At 64.5% G+C, this 17,787-nt stretch carries 21 protein-coding genes; 14 read left to right on the top strand and 7 right to left on the bottom strand.

The genetic code is table 11. From position 1 onward, the window contains the following. The 8 genes from K414_RS29595 to K414_RS29120 form a co-directional block, all read left to right on the top strand. Window positions 1-97 (top strand): biotin/lipoyl-containing protein (locus K414_RS29595; RefSeq protein ID WP_237606494.1); only part of this gene is annotated, 97 nt, incomplete at its 5' end. Window positions 98-111: 14 nt separating this feature from the next. Then, window positions 112-576, top strand: a complete 465-nt coding sequence (locus tag K414_RS28210; RefSeq protein ID WP_051365075.1) for a MarR family transcriptional regulator — start codon at window positions 112-114, stop codon at window positions 574-576. 165 nt (window positions 577-741) lie between these two features. After that, window positions 742-2,895, top strand: a complete 2,154-nt coding sequence (locus tag K414_RS0112190; protein WP_027496197.1) for an MMPL family transporter — start codon at window positions 742-744, stop codon at window positions 2,893-2,895. A gap of 42 nt (window positions 2,896-2,937) precedes the next feature. Continuing rightward, window positions 2,938-3,357, top strand: a complete 420-nt coding sequence (locus K414_RS0112195; RefSeq protein ID WP_027496198.1) for a DUF302 domain-containing protein — start codon at window positions 2,938-2,940, stop codon at window positions 3,355-3,357. Window positions 3,358-3,409: 52 nt separating this feature from the next. After that, entirely contained in the window at window positions 3,410-3,679 is a 270-nt protein-coding gene (locus tag K414_RS0112200; protein WP_027496199.1) for a metal-sensitive transcriptional regulator, read from the top strand. Between the two features lie 128 nt (window positions 3,680-3,807). Then, on the top strand, window positions 3,808-4,287 hold the full coding sequence (locus tag K414_RS26805) for a Fur family transcriptional regulator (protein WP_032366272.1): 480 nt from the start codon (window positions 3,808-3,810) through the stop codon (window positions 4,285-4,287). 75 nt (window positions 4,288-4,362) lie between these two features. Continuing rightward, window positions 4,363-6,558 (top strand): catalase/peroxidase HPI, encoded by a 2,196-nt coding sequence (gene katG / locus K414_RS0112210; protein ID WP_202595103.1) that lies wholly within the window; start codon window positions 4,363-4,365, stop codon window positions 6,556-6,558. A gap of 165 nt (window positions 6,559-6,723) precedes the next feature. Continuing rightward, the gene (locus tag K414_RS29120; protein ID WP_155288482.1) at window positions 6,724-6,867 is read left to right on the top strand and encodes a hypothetical protein; all 144 of its coding nucleotides are present in this window, start codon (window positions 6,724-6,726) and stop codon (window positions 6,865-6,867) included. A gap of 3 nt (window positions 6,868-6,870) precedes the next feature. On the opposite strand, the gene K414_RS26810 is transcribed toward K414_RS29120, so the two are convergent. Continuing rightward, window positions 6,871-7,869, bottom strand: coding sequence for a fumarylacetoacetate hydrolase family protein (locus tag K414_RS26810; RefSeq protein ID WP_152530409.1), 999 nt, complete (start codon window positions 7,867-7,869; stop codon window positions 6,871-6,873). Window positions 7,870-7,975: 106 nt separating this feature from the next. On the opposite strand from K414_RS26810, the gene glsA reads away from it, so the two are divergent. Next, a complete protein-coding gene (gene glsA / locus K414_RS0112230; protein ID WP_027496201.1) occupies window positions 7,976-9,184 on the top strand; it encodes a glutaminase A in 1,209 nt (402 codons plus the stop codon). 24 nt (window positions 9,185-9,208) lie between these two features. On the opposite strand, the gene K414_RS0112235 is transcribed toward glsA, so the two are convergent. Beyond that, window positions 9,209-10,387: an FAD/NAD(P)-binding oxidoreductase gene (locus K414_RS0112235; RefSeq protein WP_037220104.1), complete on the bottom strand. Its 1,179-nt coding sequence runs from the start codon at window positions 10,385-10,387 to the stop codon at window positions 9,209-9,211. 8 nt (window positions 10,388-10,395) lie between these two features. Further along, window positions 10,396-10,863 carry a hypothetical protein gene (locus K414_RS0112240; RefSeq protein WP_027496203.1) on the bottom strand — a complete coding sequence of 156 codons (468 nt, stop codon included), beginning with the start codon at window positions 10,861-10,863 and terminating at the stop codon, window positions 10,396-10,398. A 202-nt stretch (window positions 10,864-11,065) separates the two neighbouring features. Between K414_RS0112240 and K414_RS0112245 the strand changes: the two genes are divergently transcribed. Both K414_RS0112245 and K414_RS0112250 read left to right on the top strand, forming a co-directional pair. Beyond that, the gene (locus K414_RS0112245; protein WP_027496204.1) at window positions 11,066-11,752 is read left to right on the top strand and encodes a HemK2/MTQ2 family protein methyltransferase; all 687 of its coding nucleotides are present in this window, start codon (window positions 11,066-11,068) and stop codon (window positions 11,750-11,752) included. Window positions 11,753-11,813: 61 nt separating this feature from the next. Next, entirely contained in the window at window positions 11,814-11,978 is a 165-nt protein-coding gene (locus K414_RS0112250) for a CDGSH iron-sulfur domain-containing protein (protein WP_081701698.1), read from the top strand. Here K414_RS0112250 and K414_RS0112255 read toward each other — a convergent pair. Further along, on the bottom strand, window positions 11,960-12,958 hold the full coding sequence (locus tag K414_RS0112255; RefSeq protein ID WP_051365077.1) for an iron-containing redox enzyme family protein: 999 nt from the start codon (window positions 12,956-12,958) through the stop codon (window positions 11,960-11,962). The genes K414_RS0112250 and K414_RS0112255 overlap by 19 nt on opposite strands. Before the next feature lie 127 nt (window positions 12,959-13,085). On the opposite strand from K414_RS0112255, the gene K414_RS0112260 reads away from it, so the two are divergent. Next, entirely contained in the window at window positions 13,086-14,267 is a 1,182-nt protein-coding gene (locus tag K414_RS0112260; protein WP_027496207.1) for a zinc-dependent alcohol dehydrogenase, read from the top strand. An 80-nt stretch (window positions 14,268-14,347) separates the two neighbouring features. Here K414_RS0112260 and K414_RS0112265 read toward each other — a convergent pair whose 3' ends face one another. Then, on the bottom strand, window positions 14,348-15,301 hold the full coding sequence (locus K414_RS0112265) for a hypothetical protein (protein ID WP_027496208.1): 954 nt from the start codon (window positions 15,299-15,301) through the stop codon (window positions 14,348-14,350). 207 nt (window positions 15,302-15,508) lie between these two features. Between K414_RS0112265 and K414_RS0112270 the strand changes: the two genes are divergently transcribed. Then, window positions 15,509-15,901: an OsmC family protein gene (locus K414_RS0112270; RefSeq protein WP_027496209.1), complete on the top strand. Its 393-nt coding sequence runs from the start codon at window positions 15,509-15,511 to the stop codon at window positions 15,899-15,901. A gap of 39 nt (window positions 15,902-15,940) precedes the next feature. Next, window positions 15,941-16,777, top strand: a complete 837-nt coding sequence (locus K414_RS26815) for a YihY/virulence factor BrkB family protein (protein ID WP_051365078.1) — start codon at window positions 15,941-15,943, stop codon at window positions 16,775-16,777. Here K414_RS26815 and K414_RS0112280 read toward each other — a convergent pair. Beyond that, window positions 16,725-17,438, bottom strand: coding sequence for a CDP-alcohol phosphatidyltransferase family protein (locus K414_RS0112280; protein ID WP_051365079.1), 714 nt, complete (start codon window positions 17,436-17,438; stop codon window positions 16,725-16,727). The two genes, K414_RS26815 and K414_RS0112280, sit on opposite strands and share 53 nt — an antisense overlap. Before the next feature lie 98 nt (window positions 17,439-17,536). Then, a complete protein-coding gene (locus K414_RS0112285) occupies window positions 17,537-17,770 on the bottom strand; it encodes a hypothetical protein (RefSeq protein ID WP_094622014.1) in 234 nt (77 codons plus the stop codon). Window positions 17,771-17,787 lie beyond the last annotated feature (17 nt).

Consider the following 17,787-nt stretch of genomic DNA (forward strand, 5'->3'; position numbering starts at 1 on the left):
CCCCGTCACCGCCCACAAAGCAGGCACCATCACCGGCCTGAGCGTCACCGCAGGCGACGCCATCACCCAAGGCACCGTCCTCGCAGAAATCAAGTAGGGGAGTACCTTTCGATGACTGCCCTCGCTGAATCGTTCGACGGCGACACCTCTCCGGCGCATTCCACCGAGTTCGAGATCGTGTCCACGGTATTGCGGATGGCCTCGGCCGCCCGGGTGCGGTTGGCGGAGGCGCTCGATGCCCAGGGACTGAGCTGGGCACGGTACGAGGTACTCGAATTGGTTTGTCGGAGAGGGCCGTTGTCGTACAGCGCGCTCTCACGTGAATTGGTGCGACACCGAACCAGCATCACTGCGACAACTGCCAGTCTCGTCGACGCGGGCCTGTTGGTGCGCAGTGTCAATCCGCGAAATCGACAGCAGTACTTGGTCGACGCCACCGACTCGGGGTATCGCGCGGTGACACGTGCCGAACGTGCGCTCGAACGGGCTCGGTCGCGGATGGCGGTCGATGCAGATTCCGAACAGACACTCGAAGTGCTGCGCGGCATCGAGAAGCAGTGGAACAGGCGGCGCTGACCGACACGTCCTGGTTGTGATCCGCCGGCGGTGATGCAGGTACCCCTGGGGTGATACCCCCAGGGGTACTTGCATACCCCCCTTGGGTATATGCAATGGTGGGCACGTTCGATCGCTCGGGGTTTCGTCCGTCCCGACCGATACCCCCACCCGTATAGGAGAACCATGTCGCTGCGCGATGCCGAAATTCTTCGCCCACCTGACGACCTGCCCGCGAGAGGGCCGGGACTACTCGGCCGTGCGGGTGCGTCGATGGTGACCCACCGTCGTTGGGTGTTCGGCGTATGGCTCATCGCGCTGATCGGCCTCGGTTCGTTCGCGCCCTCGGTCTTCACCGATCTGGCGGGAGCCGGGTGGCAGGCGAACGGATCCGAATCCGTACAGGTTCGAGAACTGGCCCAGCAGCATTTCGGTGGCAATTCGTCCGCAGCGGTGCAGGTGGTCGTTCACTCCGACGCAGCATCCATCACGGACCCCGTTGTTCGGGCAGTGATCGACGACGTGACCGAGGTGTTCTCCGGTGACTCCCGATTCGGAGACGTCGTTGCGCCGCAACCGAATATGACGATCAGCCCGGACGGCCGCACCGGCATCGTCATCGCCGGGGCGAACGGCACGACCGACGAGATGGTGAAGGCCGTCGACGATGTGAAGGAGCGGTTGACTGCGCTCTCGACCGACGGAATCGAGGTGTATCCCACCGGTTCGTCGGCCCTGTGGTCGGACTTCAACAAGGCGAACCACGACGCCATGATCCAAGCCGAACTGTTCTCGTGGCCGGTCACCTTGGCGATCATGGTGCTTGCCTTCGGTTCCCTTGTCGCGGCCGGTTTGCCGCTGCTGCTCGCCGTCGCGGGGCTCGTTGCCTCCGCTGGTGGTCTGGTTCTGCTCAACGGTGTCACGCCGATCTCGGTGTGGGCCATGAACTTTGCAATGATGTTCGCCCTCGCGCTGGGAATCGACTACGCCCTGTTCATCGTCGCTCGATTCCGCGACGCGCTGCGGAACACCGACCCTCGGGCTGCCGTCGCCGCCACCATGGACACCGCAGGTAAGGCCGTCGTGTTGTCCGGGCTGACGGTGCTGGTGAGTCTGTCCGCAGTGCTGCTGGTCCCCGCGCCGGCGGTGCGCACGATGGCCGTCGGGATCATGTTGGCTGTCGCCTTCGTGTTGCTGGCAACGATGACTCTGCTGCCTGCGGCATTGGGTGCGCTCGGACCCAAGGTCAACGCCGCTTCGTTGCCGTACGCCAAGCGTCAAGTGCATCGATCCCCAAGGTTCGCGGCATGGGGGGAGTTGCTGCACAAGCACCCGTGGCCGTTCGCGGTCGTGTCGGTGGGGATTCTGATTGTGCTCGCCCTCCCGGTGCTCGGGCTGAAGGTGGCAATGCCGTCGATAGCAGTGGTGCCCGAGGATGCCCCCGTGCGGCAGGGCTACGAGCTCGTTCAGGACCGGTTCGGACCGGGCGCACCGGGTTCGCTGCAGATCGTGGTTCCCGAAGTGGATGCTGCCGAGACCGCAACCGTCGCTGCGCGGGTCGACGGGATCTCGATGGTGACGCCTCCGCAGAGTGCTGCTGACGATTCGGGATATGCACTACTGCAGGCAATTCCGTCGGTGGATCCGTCCGACGAAGCGATGGGCTCCGTTCTCGCCGAGCTGCGATCGACATTGCCCGATTCGGCACTCGTCGGCGGAGCACCGGCAGAGAACCTGGACCTGCAGCAGGCTTTGAACGACTACCTGCCGATAGTCGTCGGGATCATCCTGGTTCTCGGATTCGTGCTGCTGCTGGTGGCGCTTCAGGCTCCGCTCATCGCGTTGCTCGGTACCGCGGTGAGCCTGCTGTCCACCGCGGCGGCGTTCGGCGTCGCCAAGCTGATCTTCCAGGACGGACACGGATCCTCGCTGCTGGGCTTCACGCCGCAGGGATTTCTCGACGGTTGGGGCCCGGTCTTCTTCTTCGCGATGATCTTCGCGATCGCCATGGACTACACGGTGTTCCTCCTGGCTACCGCCAAGGAACATTACGAGCGCTCCGGTGATTCCAAGGTTGCCCAGGTGGACGGGTTGGCCCACTCGGGACGAGTCATCTTTGCCGCAGCAGCGGTGATGGTGGCAGTGTTCTTCACATTCGCACTGTCGGATCCGTTGCCCCCGAAAGAGATGGGCATCATCCTGGGTGTTGCGGTACTGCTCGACGCGTTCCTGGTTCGACTCGTCCTGCTTCCGGTCCTGCTACGGCTGACCGGACACGGCGCGTGGTGGTCGCCGGCATGGCTACGTGCCGTCCTGCCCTCCATCCGCTTTTCACACTGAATCGACAGCTCACACTGACACAACAATTTTCGAGGAGACATCATGAACATCGCACTGTCCACCACACTGACCGACACCGATTTCGCCGACGCGATCGAGAGCACGAGAAAGGCGTTGTCGGAGCAGGGATTCGGAGTTCTCACCGAAATCGACATGCAGGCCACGTTGAAGGCCAAGCTCGACGAGGACATGGAGCGCTACGTGATCCTGGGCGCGTGCAACCCGGGACTGGCTCACCGCGCAGTGGGGGTGATGAAGCAGATCGGTCTGCTGTTGCCGTGCAATGTGGTCGTACGTGAGAACCCGGCGGCGGCGCGGTCCGTCGTCGTCGAGGCCATGAACCCGGCCATCATGGTCGACGTCACCGGTGAGCCGCGGTTGGGTGCGGTCGCCGCCGAGGCCACGGCGAAACTGCAGGCGGCAATCGCGGCCCTCGGCGGTACCGGTACCGCGCCGAAATGATGCCCCCGGGGGTACCCTCGAGTCCACTGCTACCACCATCGAAGGAATCGACATGATCGGCGACGACGACAGCATTGCACTGGTACTCAACCGGCTCAAGCGTGCGCACGGCCAACTTGCGGGTGTCATCGGGATGATCGAGAACGGTCGTGATTGCAAGGACGTCGTCACCCAGCTCGCTGCCGTGTCGCGGGCGCTCGACCGTGCCGGGTTCAAGATCGTGGCAACCGGCCTACGGGAGTGCATGACGGGGGATGCTGCTGACGGTAGGGAACCGATGACCGAGGCCGAGCTCGAAAAGTTGTTCCTGGCTCTGGCCTGAGCCGCCGGCCGAACTCCGGACGAACGGCATGTGTCGGGTTGCGGTCGATACCGAGTTGCAGTCGACAAGCAGCGGATTCGACTGCATACTTGACTTGGTCCAGAAAACCGGAGGATACTGACGCTGTGATGCCGATCTCACCCTATGCGGAGCAATTACGCACCGCCGATTTGCGCGTGACCCGTCCGCGGGTCACCGTGCTCGAGGTCGTCGAAACCAATCCGCATGCGGACACCGACACGATTCTCGGACTCGTCCGATCGGTGCTCCCCGAGGTATCACGCCAGACGGTGTACGACGTTCTCAATGCCCTGACCGCTGCGCGCCTGGTGCGTCGCATCGAGCCCGCGGGATCTCCCGCACGATACGAATCTCGGGTCGGGGACAACCATCACCACGCTGTGTGCCGCAACTGCGGCGTGATCGCAGACGTGGATTGCGCGGTGGGCGAGACGCCGTGTCTCACCGCATCGGACTCCGTCGGTTTCACGATCGACGAGGCAGAGGTCATCTACTGGGGCTTCTGCGCACAGTGTTCGGCTGCTCGCGAGCAGCCGGCAGTTCCCGTTCAGTTCCCTCCCCGGTCTCGAACACAGCAGAGTTCGTGACCACCGATCACAGCCCGATCGTCACACCTTGGAAGGAAGCACGTGTCTGAAGATCACGTAACACGCGAAAAAGAGATGAACGAGGATCAGCCGCAGGAGAGCGGTGGCAAGTGTCCGGTCATGCACGACGCGATGCCCACGCCTGTCGAAGGCGGCGGCAACCGCGAGTGGTGGCCCAAGGCGCTCAATCTCAAGATCCTCAAGAAGAACCCGGCCGTGGGCGATCCGATGGGTGCGGATTACGACTACGCCGCCGAGTTCAATTCTCTCGATCTCGCCGAGGTCAAGCGTGACATCGAAGCCGTGATGACGAACTCGCAGCCGTGGTGGCCCGCGGACTTCGGGCACTACGGTCCGTTCTTCATCCGCATGGCGTGGCACGCGGCCGGAACTTACCGCAAGCAGGACGGTCGCGGCGGTGCCGGAGCCGGCATGCAGCGATTCGCTCCCCTCAACAGCTGGCCCGACAACGCAAGCCTGGACAAGGCCCGCCGTCTGATCTGGCCGGTCAAGCAGAAGTACGGCCGCAAACTGTCCTGGGCCGACCTCATCGTGCTCACCGGCAACGTCGCCATCGAGTCCATGGGCCTGCCGACCTACGGCTACGCCGGCGGACGCGTCGACGCCTGGGAGCCGGACGAGGACGTCTACTGGGGCCCCGAGCAGACCTGGTTGGGCGACGAGCGCTACCACGGTGACCGCACGAGCCTCGAGAACCCGCTGGCCGCAGTGCAGATGGGCTTGATCTACGTCAATCCCGAAGGCCCCAACGGCAATCCGGATCCCGTGCAGTCCGCACTGGACATCCGCGAGACCTTCGGCCGCATGGCCATGAACGACATCGAGACCGCGGCACTCGCGGTCGGTGGACACACCTTCGGCAAGACCCACGGCGCAGCCGACCCCGATGCCCACATCGGACCGGAGCCCGAGGGCGCGCCCATCGAGCAGATGGGCCTGGGCTGGAAGAACAGCTTCGGCACCGGCTCGGGCGCCGACGCGATCACCAGCGGACTCGAGGTCATCTGGACCCCGACGCCGACCCAGTGGGACAACTCGTTCCTCGAAACCCTCTACGGCTTCGAGTGGGAGCTCTACAAGAGCCCGGGCGGCGCACACCAGTGGCGTCCGAAGAACGGAGAAGGCGCGGATCTCGTTCCCGACCCGGCGGATCCGTCCAAGCGTCGGCACCCGTCGATGCTGACCTCCGACATCGCGATGCGCGTCGATCCGATCTACGAGCAGATCACCCGTCGTTGGCTCGATCATCCCGAGGAGCTCGCAGAAGAGTTCCAGAAGGCGTGGTTCAAGCTCACCCACCGCGACATGGGACCGGTCTCGCGTTACCTCGGCCCCGAGGTTCCGGCGGAGCCCCTGCTCTGGCAGGACCCGATTCCGGCCGTCGATCACGAGCTGATCGGTGACGCCCAGATCGCCGAGCTCAAGCAGACCATCCTCGGTTCCGAACTGAGCCAGGATCAGCTGATCTCGGCTGCGTGGGCGGCGGCATCGTCGTTCCGCGTCAGCGACAAGCGCGGCGGTGCCAACGGTGGCCGTCTGCGCCTGCAGCCGCAGGCCGGCTGGGAGGTCAACGAGCCCGACGAGATCGCACAGGTCATCCGCGTTCTCGAAGGCATTCAGCAGTCGTTCTCCGGAACGGTGTCGTTCGCGGACCTCGTCGTCCTCGGCGGTGTCGCAGCCGTCGAGCAGGCCGCCAAGAATGCAGGCGTCGACATCACGGTTCCGTTCACCCCGGGCCGCATGGATGCGACGCAGGAGAAGACGGACGTCGACTCGTTCTCCGATCTCGAGCCCAAGGTGGACGGCTTCCGCAACTTCCTGGGCAAGGGCCAGAAGCTGCCCGCCGAGTTCAACCTGGTCGATCGGGCCAACCTGCTCTCGCTCAGTGCACCGGAGATGACCGTGCTGGTCGGCGGTCTGCGTGTACTCGGCGCGAACTACAAGGGGTCGACGCACGGCGTCCTCACCGACAAGGTCGGCACGCTCACCAACGACTTCTTCGTCAACCTCCTCGACATGGGCACCGAATGGGTTCCCACCGCGGAGGACGGCATCTACGAGGCCAAGGACGCCGCTACCGGCGAGAAGAAGTGGACCGGAACACGTAACGATCTGGTCTTCGGCTCGAACTCCGAATTGCGCGCTGTCGCAGAGGTTTACGCTTGCGATGACGCCAAGGAGAAGTTCGTCCGGGACTTCGTCGCAGCCTGGGACAAGGTCATGATGCTCGATCGCTTCGAGCTCGCCTAGTACTCACCGGCGCTGATGCGCCACCCGAACTCGAAGTTGTGGATGGAAAACGAGCTGGATCCATCCACAGCTTCGAGTTCGTCGTTACCGGGCTGTTATCGTTCGATGCCGATTCGTGACTTTGCACCTGGATTTGTCGCAATGTCCGATTGTCATGCTGGTTGCATGACACAACAGGACGTATCCGCAGGCTCTGCGGACAACAACAGAGACGAAACACGTCAGAGTGCATCCGGTTTCGGGTCGTTCCTCGAGATGTTCCAGGACGCGTCGACCGACAAGTCGGACACCGAGCGCGGAATCCGATAGGACTCAGCGAGCACCGATGGTGTTGGTGACGGAGCCGATTCGTTCGATATCGAGTTCGACGCGGTCGCCCGGAGCGATCCACCGGTCGAGTTCCAGCCCACAACCGCGAGGCAGAGTGCCCGACGTCAGGAGCTCGCCGGGGTGGATGCTCTCGCCGCGACTCGCATACGCCAGAGATTCACCCATGGAATAGCGCATCCCGGCAGTGCTGGTGGTGGACCAGAGCTCGCCGTTGACCCGGATGGCCGCGGCCAGCGAATCTATATGCGCCGCAACCTCATCGGGGGTGACGATGTCCGCGCCCATCGAACTGGCGAACGTCTTGGTCTTGACGACCGGACCGAACGGCGTCCGGCGCTGCTCCTCCCACTGGGTGTCCCGCGCGCTGATGTCGTCGAAGACGACGTAACCGCCTATCGAAGCCTCGGCCTCCCGCTCGGATGCATCTCGGATCGGTCGGGTGACGACGGCACCGAATTCGAGTTCGAAATCGAGAACCCGGCTGTACGACGGCCACTCGACATCGGCCCCGTCGGCTACGACGGTCAGGTGGTTACCGGTGTAGTAGATCGGATGGTCGTCGAACCCCGGACCGGGACGCAGGGCCGGGAATGTTCGACGCGTCAGCATCTCGAATCCACGGATGAACGGGACGGCACGCGGTAGATTTCGCCGAACGAGGTTGTGTGCGGCCAGGTCCCAGTGCTCCTCCCAGCCCAGGAAGCAGCGCAGTGACGCCGGAACGACCGGAAGGGTCGGTGCCGGTCGGTCCATCGTCGCGACGCCCTCGTCGGCCGCCCGCCGCGCCACCGTCGTTGCGGCTTCACGTGCGGGTTCACCTGCATCGAGGAACCGAAGCATGGACCCGGTGAGCGGGCGCAGGATCTCGGGGGCACCCAGAGTCGAGACCGCAGCCTCGAGATCGATCCACGTGGTCGTGTCGGGCACGTGGACGGCAAGGCGGTCGGCGGAATCGGTGGAGGTCAAGCGTCGCAATCGCACGGGCGCGTCCGATCTGTGCGGAGCGATGCTCCACAACGGTTGAGGAACCCGGAGTGTAAACGGTGCCACGGTCGGCGTGTCAAGACCCGACGGTTAGCGTGGGGTGATGAGATCACCGGTGCCCGAGTATCTTCAGTCCGTCCTGACGGAGTGCCGACACCTCGACGATGGGGAAATGTCGAGCGGCAACCCGGAATTGGCGGCGGCCGATCCCGACACGTTCGCGGTTGCGCTCGCCACCGTCGGTGGGTCGCACTACGGGGCGGGTGATACCGACGCCGAATTCTCCATCCAGTCGATCGCCAAAGCGGTGGCCTATGCGCTGGCCATCGAGGACAACGGGCTCGCAGCGGTGCTCGAGGCCGTCGACGTCGAACCGTCGGGTGATTCGTTCAACGAGATCTCGTTGGAGGCGCGGACCGGTCGACCTCGCAACCCTCTGATCAATGCCGGGGCGCTGGCGGTACATTCGATGATCGCGGGCAGTGACGGCGAAGAACGAGCGGGGCGGCTCATCGAGCTACTCGGAGCCATGGCCGGCCGTGAACTCCACATCGATCGGGCGGTGTACGAGGCCGAACTGGAATCCGACGATCGAAATACCGCGATCGCGCACCTGCTGAAGTCGGTCGGCCACCTCGGTGCGGAACCCGCGGTCGTCGTCGACGGGTATGCGCGCCAGTGCGCGGTGACGGTGACGTGCAACGATCTGGCCGTGATCGCCTCGGTGATGGCGAACGGCGGAACCGATCCGGCCACCGGCCGACAGGTCGTCGACCCCGCGGTCAACCGTCACGTTCTCGCTGTCATGGCAACCTGTGGGATGTACGACGGCAGCGGCAGTTGGATTGCGACAGTGGGCATTCCGGCCAAGAGTGGAGTCGCGGGAGCCATCATGGGCGTGCTCCCCGGTCAGGTGGGTGTTGCCGTGATCTCGCCCCGGTTGAACGAGCACGGAAACAGCGTCCGCGGGGTTGCGGTGTTCGAGAGGTTGTCACGCGACCTCGGTCTGCACATGATGCACGTCCCTCCCAGCGGCGAATCCGCCATTCGCACGCTGAGCGAATCCGACGGCGTCACGACCGTCGAACTGCAGGGCGAGCTGAGGTTCGCCGGTGCGGAATCCGTCGTCGCCCGTCTTGCGGCCGGCGTCCCGGACTGCGAGGAGATAGTCGTCGATTTCACCGAAGTGCGCGCCGTCGACGGCGCTGCACAGCGACTCCTTCGAGAGGCTGTGAGCGGACTGGAAGACGACGGCTACCGCGTCGTCGTCGAGGATCCCGACGGGCTGATGAACGCCTCCCGCGACAGCTGACACCCCCGAACCAGACGGTCGGTGTCACAGTCTCCCGGCGAGAATCATGTGCCAGTAGGACTGCGGTAGGCCGTATCGGTCGAACGCCCACGCGGACCGTCTGGGTTTCAGGGGATCGAGAAACGAGGGTAGCGACGAGACCAGTGCACCGGTGCGGTCGAACTCGGCAGCAATCAGAGTGTGTGCTTCGACAGCGATGGGTGCGACGGTGTACCCGTCGTAATTCGACATCGCTCCGCCGCTCCTGGATGCGACGAGATTGTCGACGAGAACCGAAATCTGTTTGCGTAGAGCGCCACCCGACGAGTCGGTGTCGATCGCTGCACCGTCGCCCGCAGCCCACACCTCGGGGTGGCGTCGGTGCCGCATCGTGCGGGAGTCGATGTCGACGACACCGTGCTGCTCTCCGGCCAGACCGGACTCCTGTACCCACAGTGGTCCGCGATACGGCGGGACCAGGTGCAGCATGTCGTAGTCGATTCGCTCGTCGACCCCGGCGTGATCGGTGACGGTCATGCGCTTGCTCTCCGGCTCGAGCGCCGTGACCGATGTATCCATCAGGACGCGCACACCCAGGTCTCGGAGGTGGCCGGCGAGCCGGGGGTCCAGGTCAGGGACACCGAGCAGACTCTCACGATCTACGACCAACGTGATGTCGACGGTCGGTAGTCGTCCTGTGCGTTTCCAATGGGCCGCCGCGAGAAACAGCGGCTTGACGGTGGTCCCGGTACACCCGACGGGCGGACGCGGCACGGTGAACACGGCGTGGCTGTGTGCAGGCAGGTCACGGACCAGCCGCCATGTGCGCTCGGCCCGGTCGAGGTAATTGCTGGCGACATCGGGAAAACGAAGTGCCGCGTGCACACCCGGCAGAGCGGCTTCGTCGGCGATCAGGCCTTGCCCCAGCACGAGATCGCGGTAGCCGTACTCGATTCCCGACGCGCAGCGAACCGATCGTTCTGCCGGATCCACCGACACGACCGAGTCTTCGAGCCACACACAGCCCTCGGGGATCACCGAGCGTTGGGTCCGTTCGGCCTCGGTCAGCGGTGCCTGACCGGCACCGACGTACGACAACAGGGGCTTGTACGTGTGCACCTGCTTGGGCTCGATCACGGCGACGTCGGACACGCCCTTCTTCAGCAGTCGTGCGGCCGCGCTGATCCCGGCATTGCCTCCACCGATGATCAGCACGTCGTACATGGTGCGGCTCACCGTGAATCGGCCGCCTGCGCTGTGACGTCGGTGCGGGCACCGGTTTCGGTGCGGGCTTCGGCGAGCGTGCGGTAGACGAAGACGCGGTCCGAGACGCCGCTCGGGTCTGCGCCGTCGGGAAGCACGACGGAGAGTTTCTGCTGCCAGCGACCCTGGCGAATAGCGGTGGCGTCGAGCACGGAGCGAACTCCCGCCGCGACGAACGTGACGCGAGACAGATCGAGAATGAGAGCCCGGCCGCGCTCGGCGGCTTCCCCCAACGTCTCGGCCAGCACCGGAACGTCGACGTCGGTGATGGTGCCGGCAATGCGCACCTCGATGTCGTCGCCCGCGCTCTCGTCGACCGACACCGTCATCTCGGCCTCCGGGAGCGAGGAGCGGGTACTCGAGGCACGGTCGCCGGTGGTGGAGAGCGATGGAACCACACCGGCGAGCGGAGTTCGAATGGACGGAACGACGATCATGGACAACTCCTCTGAAGCCGAACTCCTGAACCCGTGCAGGGGGAGTGCGGCAGTCGACTGCCGAGACTGCGGGCTGCTCCTCAACCACACACGATCCAGCACTACCCCGAAGTGCGTGTCGGTAAGCCTGTTCCGAACAACCGGTTTGCGGGGCTCGGACACGGGAATACGAATCCGACAATCCACGCTGGGAGGAATGTCCATGACGACAGCCGAATTCGATTCCGTCCGTTCGCTGGCACGAGTGCACGCCGATCCCGGAGTGTACGAGCCTCAGGAGGATTCACTTCTGCTGTGCGACGTCGCCGCAGATTCGGGGCTCGTGCCCGGAGCCCGTGTACTCGACATGTGTACCGGTAGCGGCGCAGTGGCCATCACCGCAGCACTGCTCGGTGCCCGCGAGGTGGTGGCCTTCGACATCTCTCCGCGTGCGGTTGCCTGTGCGCAGCGCAATGCCCGGTCGGTCGGAGTCGATGTGGATGTGCGGCTGGGGTCGTTCTCGGAGGCAGCCGAGCTGGAGCCGTTCGACATTCTGCTGTGCAACCCTCCGTACGTTCCGTCGGAGACCGCGCCCACCGGCATGGGTTTGCACCGCGCCTGGGATGCGGGTGAGGACGGGCGAGTGGTGCTCGACCCTCTGTGCACGCGAGGCGCGGAACTGCTGGCACCCGGTGGTGTGCTGCTGGTGGTCCACTCGGAATTCTCGGGTCCGCAGCGAACACGGGAGATGCTGAATACTCGCGGTTTCGGTGCATCGGTGGCGGCGTGCCGCACAATCGACTTCGGGCCCGTCATGACGGCTCGTGCCGAGTGGCTCGAGGCCAAGGGCGTGCTCGAATCGGGCCGCAGAACGGAAGAATTGGTGGTGTTGCGTGGCGACAAGCGATGAGTCGACGGGTGGTGACGCTGCACCTGCGCGCACTCGGGTGAGACTGGTCCGGGGCGGACCGATGCTGGTCGACGGGCCGGTCGAGATCGAACTCGACGACGGCTCCGTCGTCACCTCGGATCGTTTCGTCGTCGCGCTGTGCACGTGCAAGCGCAGCAAGACGTACCCACTGTGCGACACGAGCCATCGCGCGAAGCGACGAGCGAGTCAGTCCAGCGACGACTGACCGGCGGACCACCGCTGCATCACGTGGTCCGCGAGCTCGTTCTCGACGAAATCCAGTGCGCGCATGCCGAATACGATGTCGGCTTCGATGTGCGGTTCCTGTCCGATCAGGTTCTCCACCACGTCGTGGCGCAGGACCTGCTCGTGGACGGCGTCGGCCTCGACGTGCTCCGCGTAGAACGCGATGCATGCAGCCGGCGCTGACAGCCTGCGAAGGCCCTGCACGAACCGCTGTGAACCCGGCGAGGACGTGATCTCCGTGGCGGCGAAATGGCCCACGGTGGCACCTCGGCGGCTGCGGTGCAATCCGAACAACGACATGAGGTTGACCCACGCGAGTGTCTGGGCGGGGACGCGATCCACGTACCCGAGGTAGGACGCATCGAGGTCTGCTGCCGTCATGGATTCGGCCCACAGATGCTGGTGGACACGCTCACCCCTGCCACCGCCGTACTCGTCGAATTCGACGGCGACATACGAGGCCTTGACCTGGCCGACCAGCCTCGGGATCGCCCACGCATGGGGATCCGCTTCCTTGAGGTGGTAGATGGACCGATGTACGAAGTACTCGCGCATCTGCTCCCACGATCCTTCGTCCCGCAGGAACCACGACGGGCCGGTACCGGACGACGCCTCGACCGACAGTCGCTTCATTTCGGCGACGACGTCGTCGCCGGGTTCGACATTCGAGCGCACGTAGTTCAGAAACGCGGATTCGAGTGCTGCTCTGAACTGCAGCAGTGCTGGATCCCACTCCAGTTCGTCGTCCACGCCCTCGAACCCGCGGTAGTGCAGTTCGTAGCTGATGAGCAACGCCAGTTGCATATCACGCGACGTCGGATCGGCATCCGACGCGCTGGGCAGTGCGGCACCGCCGCCGGTGGAGAGATACCGGATCACGGCGTCCGAGAGTGGACCACACGGCACCGGCAACCGAGGCGACACGAGGGTGGGGGCGATGGAAGGGGTCACAACACTCATTGTTCACGCCTACCCGCTGCCGGTCACGGTCAATCGTGTGGGTCCGATGCGTTTGCACGCATACGAAGCAGGTAATCCGCTTCGTGCGATTCCGAGTTTCGGGGTCGAGTAACAGAGAGGAGCCTCCATGCGCGCAGTGACATGGCAGGGCAAGAGGAACGTCAGCGTCGATTCGGTGCCCGATCCCCGCATCGAAGCGCCGACGGACGCAATTGTGAAGATCACGACCACCAATATCTGCGGATCGGACCTACACCTGTACGAGACGCTCGGTGCCTTCATGGACCAGGGCGATATTCTGGGTCACGAGCCCATGGGCATCGTGGAGGAAGTCGGTTCGGAGACAGGCGATCTCGCCGTCGGAGACCGTGTGGTCATCCCGTTCCAGATTTCGTGTGGACATTGCTACATGTGCAATTCGAGTCTGTACACCCAGTGCGAGACCACCCAGGTTCGTGAGCAGGGCATGGGTGCCGCGTTGTTCGGCTTCTCCAAGCTGTACGGCCAAGTGCCCGGTGGGCAAGCGGAGTACCTCCGTGTTCCGCAGGCGCAGTTCACGCACATCAAGGTCCCCGAGGCCGGACCCGATTCGCGATACGTCTACCTCTCCGACGTATTGCCTACCGCGTGGCAGTCGGTGGAGTACGCGTCGATACCTGCAGGCGGGTCGGTGACGGTGCTCGGACTCGGTCCCATCGGAGACATGGCCGCCCGCATCGCCCAGCACAAGGGTGCTCGGGTCATTGCTGTCGACCTCGTACCCGAGCGCCTGGCGCGAGCTGCGGCACGGGGAATCGAAACGGTGAATCTGGCCGAACACAGCGGGGGCGTCGGCGACGTCATTCGTGACATGACCGACGGCCGAGGAACGGACGCGGTGATCGATGCCGTCGGAATGGAGGCGCACGGCTCACCGGTCGGCAAGCTGGCCCAGCAGATCGTCGGAATGCTGCCCGACGCCGTGGCCGCGCCGATGATGCAGAAGGCCGGCGTGGACCGGCTGGGTGCGCTGTACTCGGCAATCGACATCGTTCGACGCGGCGGAACCATCTCGATCATCGGTGTGTACGGAGGTATGGCCGATCCGCTACCGTTGATGACCTTGTTCGACAAGCAAATTCAGCTGCGGATGGGCCAGGCGAACGTCAAGCGATGGGTCGACGACATCATGCCGCTTCTCGGCGACGACGATCCGTTGGGCGTCGATTCGTTCGCTACTCACGAGCTTTCGCTCGAAGAAGCGCCGCATGCGTACGACATCTTCCAGAAGAAGCAGGACGGTGCGATCAAGGTTCTGTTGAAGCCCTGAACCTTTCGAATACAGCGATGCGGCCCGGAACTTCACGGGCCGCATCGGTATTCGCAGAAGGATCGATCGATCGATCGTCGTCAGTCGACGGAGATGACGTCCTTGGCGATTGCTGCCAGGCGAGTCTGTCCTGCGGACACGACTCCGTGGCGGTTCTTGTGTGCCTCTTCGTACGCCACGACAGTGCGTACGTCGGCGGGTGTGGTCAGTTCCTTGATGGCGGCCACCGCGTCCGAGACGTTGAGGTCGTCGTAGTCCGCTACGGGAAGCTCGTCGGCACCGAGAGTTCCACCGGCGGACCGCGCGGTGTGAATGGCGTCGGCGACAGAATCGACACCCTCGCTACGGGTGACATCCTCGGCGGCTTCGAGTGCTGCATCGCGGCTGGCGGTCAACGTTCTGACGGCGACGTCGCCTGCGTGTGCACCGCGGCCGAGCAGAGCGCTCAGTCGGTCCGGGGTGGCGCGAGCGGCGTCCAATGCACGGTCGAGACCGCGAGCCGACCAGTTGGCCGGTGCGTTGACGATCTTGACTGCGGTGCCGGCAGCTGCCTGGAAAGGCGTCCGGCGCAGTGCGGCGGGTCCACCCAGGGCGTCTTCGGCGAGGACGGTCTCGAGCCATTCGACCGTGGCGGCGTGCGCGGTGGCCAAGCGGGTGGCCAGTGCCACGACGGACGGTTCCTCGGCTGCTGTCGCCAAAGCCTTGATGTACTTCGCTCGACTCAGCAGTTGCTGCTCGAGGGCGAGATCGCCCAGCAGTGCCTCGTCGAACGGCTGCGCCTGCTCGGCGACTGCCTTCACCGCTGCGAACGTGCGCCCGATGAACGGTGCCACTACCTCGGGCAGCCCCCCGAGGTTGCGCAGTGCTTCCTCGATAGCGGCGGCGCGGTCACGTCCGTTGGCGGCGTTCTGTGTCAGTTCCCGACGAACCGCTTCGGTGCGCGCCTGCACGACGCGGGTTTCCGCGACCTGAATTTCGGTGTGTGTCAGCTGCAGTGCAATCCGCAACTGAGCGATCAAAGTCGATGTGCTCATGGTGCTCCCCTTTCGGTGGGTGGGTACATGGATCCGGCCGATGCCTGTGGGTCACAGCGTGATGCTCGGCCCTGTTCGGGTGTTACCCGCCGGTAAGTTCTGCCAAACGGCTGTACCGCAGGTGTGAACAGCGACACGTCCGAACCGCTACTCGTGTCGGCGGGATTCGACGGTTTCGATCGGCAGCGGAATGGACATCCGACACCGATGACTACCGAGCTGTACACAGCAACCGTCTCTGCAACTGCGACCGGCGTGACCTCCGACGACGGAGTGCTGTCGTTGAGTGTGCGAGAACCGGCCGAACTCGGCGGCCCGGGCGAGGCCACCAACCCCGAGCAGTTGATGGCCGCAGCGCTGTCGAGTTGCTTGGTGGAGTCACTGCGAATCGCACTGGGGACCGTCGGCGGCAGTGTCGACGAACTCGCGGTCAAGGGCACCGTCGTGCTGACCGATTCCGACGCATCCGGTTACGACGCGAAATTCGCACTGTCGGTGTCGCTACCGGGCACCGACAACCCGGAGGCCGTACTCGCGCAGGCCACGTCGATCTGCCCGTTCCTCAAAGTGATCGACGCCGTGGACGTCACCCTTGAATAACCGCTCGATCGTTCGGCGGACCCGCTCCGAACGCGCGCGATGACATCCGTTCGCGTTCGGGCGGTTCGCGGAGTGCAGGCGATCAAAGCCGGCTTCGCGCGTGAGGACACCACGCTGATCGCGGGCGGACTGACGTTCTACGCGGTGATCGCCGTCGTCCCACTGTTGCTTCTGACGATCCGGGCGACCGTGTTGTTGACGTCGGCGCAGTGGGTACAGGGCGGATTCGACGCCATGTCTGCGTTACTGCCCGATGCGTTGGGTGCCCGCGCGGCGCTCGACGGCCTGGCCGATGCCGGAATACACCTGGGACCGCTGGGAGTCGTGATCTCGATATTCCCCGCAACGTTCTACGGAGAGGGTCTGCGGAGGGCGATCGTGCGCTTCGCCCCGACCCGTGAAACGTTCACCGGGTGGCGAGGCAGAGCTGCGATGGTGCCCTTTTTCGTTGCCGCCCCGGTGTTGCTCCTCGGGGTGCTGACCGTCGCACGCGTCCTGCAGGCGACCACGGGCGGCGGGGGTGCCGGTGCGCTGGCTCTACGAATATTTCTGGGGTTCAACTGCCTATGGTTGATCCTGGCCATTCCGCTTGCCTGGACCTACCGGGTCATCGCGCCGCGGGCGGTGGGGTGGCGGGCACTCGTGGCCGGCTCCTTGGTCACGTCGTCGATCGTCACCGGGTTCGTGCACGGCTTCATCCTGTTTCTGGCCATTCCGGTCGACCTCGGTGCACCGTTCGGCGGTCTCACCGACATCGGCGGCGGTGTGGCGATCATGCTGTGGATGTTCGTCTTTCACGTGCTCGCGCTCGCCGGCTGGCTGATCACCGCCGAGTTCGATCGGCCCGTCGGTACAGCCCGAACATCAGCTGGGTGAACCCGAGAACAGCCAGACCACATGTCACCGATATTCCGATCGTCGCAGACGTCTGAGCGCTACCGGGGCCCGCGCCCGCAACGGTCGCGGTGACGACTGCGGCAACGACCCGAGACGGCCGCTCCCACACTGTCAGAAAGCCGACGTCGGAGATCCCGGCTCCGACGGCACGCGCGCGGGCCGTCTCGTGCAGCAATGTCGTCACACCGACGGCAACGACGATGGGCATCGGAGCGCCCAGCGCGAGGCTGCCCGCGAGGAACAGCAGATCGCTGCACCGATCCGACACCGTGTCCAGCAGATAGCCCCACTGCGATTGGGAACGGCCGATCATGGCCACGCCGCCGTCGATACCGTCGAGCAGCCCGGAGAACACGATGAGCACCGCCGCCAGGAGGGGCAGCGAGGTGCCCGGCCGGGACAACGCCACCGATCCTGCAGCCGCAACCACCGCGGCGACGGTGACGACGTGGGCCGAGACGGATGCGCGCACGAGCGGGGCGCTCAGGAAGTACACCAGACGAAGCCACGTCGACACGAGCACCGACGACGATGGATCGATGTTGCTGTGCAGACCCGACCATGTCGACAGATATTCCTGGCGGGTCGCCGGAAGTTCGGACGAAGTGCGCCGGCTCGGTGTGCTGCGCTGGTTGACCATCGACGATCCTTGCTCGGCAAATCGAAAGACCGACTCTACGAAAGATTCGTCGGTGTATACCCGCCTATTCGAAACCCACACCCGAGCGGCTCCAACAGTTACTGCTCGTCGGAGTTGCTCTGTCTCCTGCGGGCTTTGAGCCGCGATATTTTGATCCCGACGGCCGCGAACAGAATCAGCCATCCCGCGATCAACACTCCGCCTCCGACGAATGCCGCTCGCTGCAGAGGATGGGTGTCTGCGTACACGTAACCGACTGTGCCCCACAGCAAAGCGACGAAGAAGATAATTGCCATCATCCACATCATCGAATACAGCGTTCTGTTCATCATTCGCCCGATCTCGCCGT

It is taken from the genome of Rhodococcus sp. JG-3, assembly GCF_000482405.1.
Classification (GTDB): domain Bacteria; phylum Actinomycetota; class Actinomycetes; order Mycobacteriales; family Mycobacteriaceae; genus Rhodococcoides; species Rhodococcoides fascians.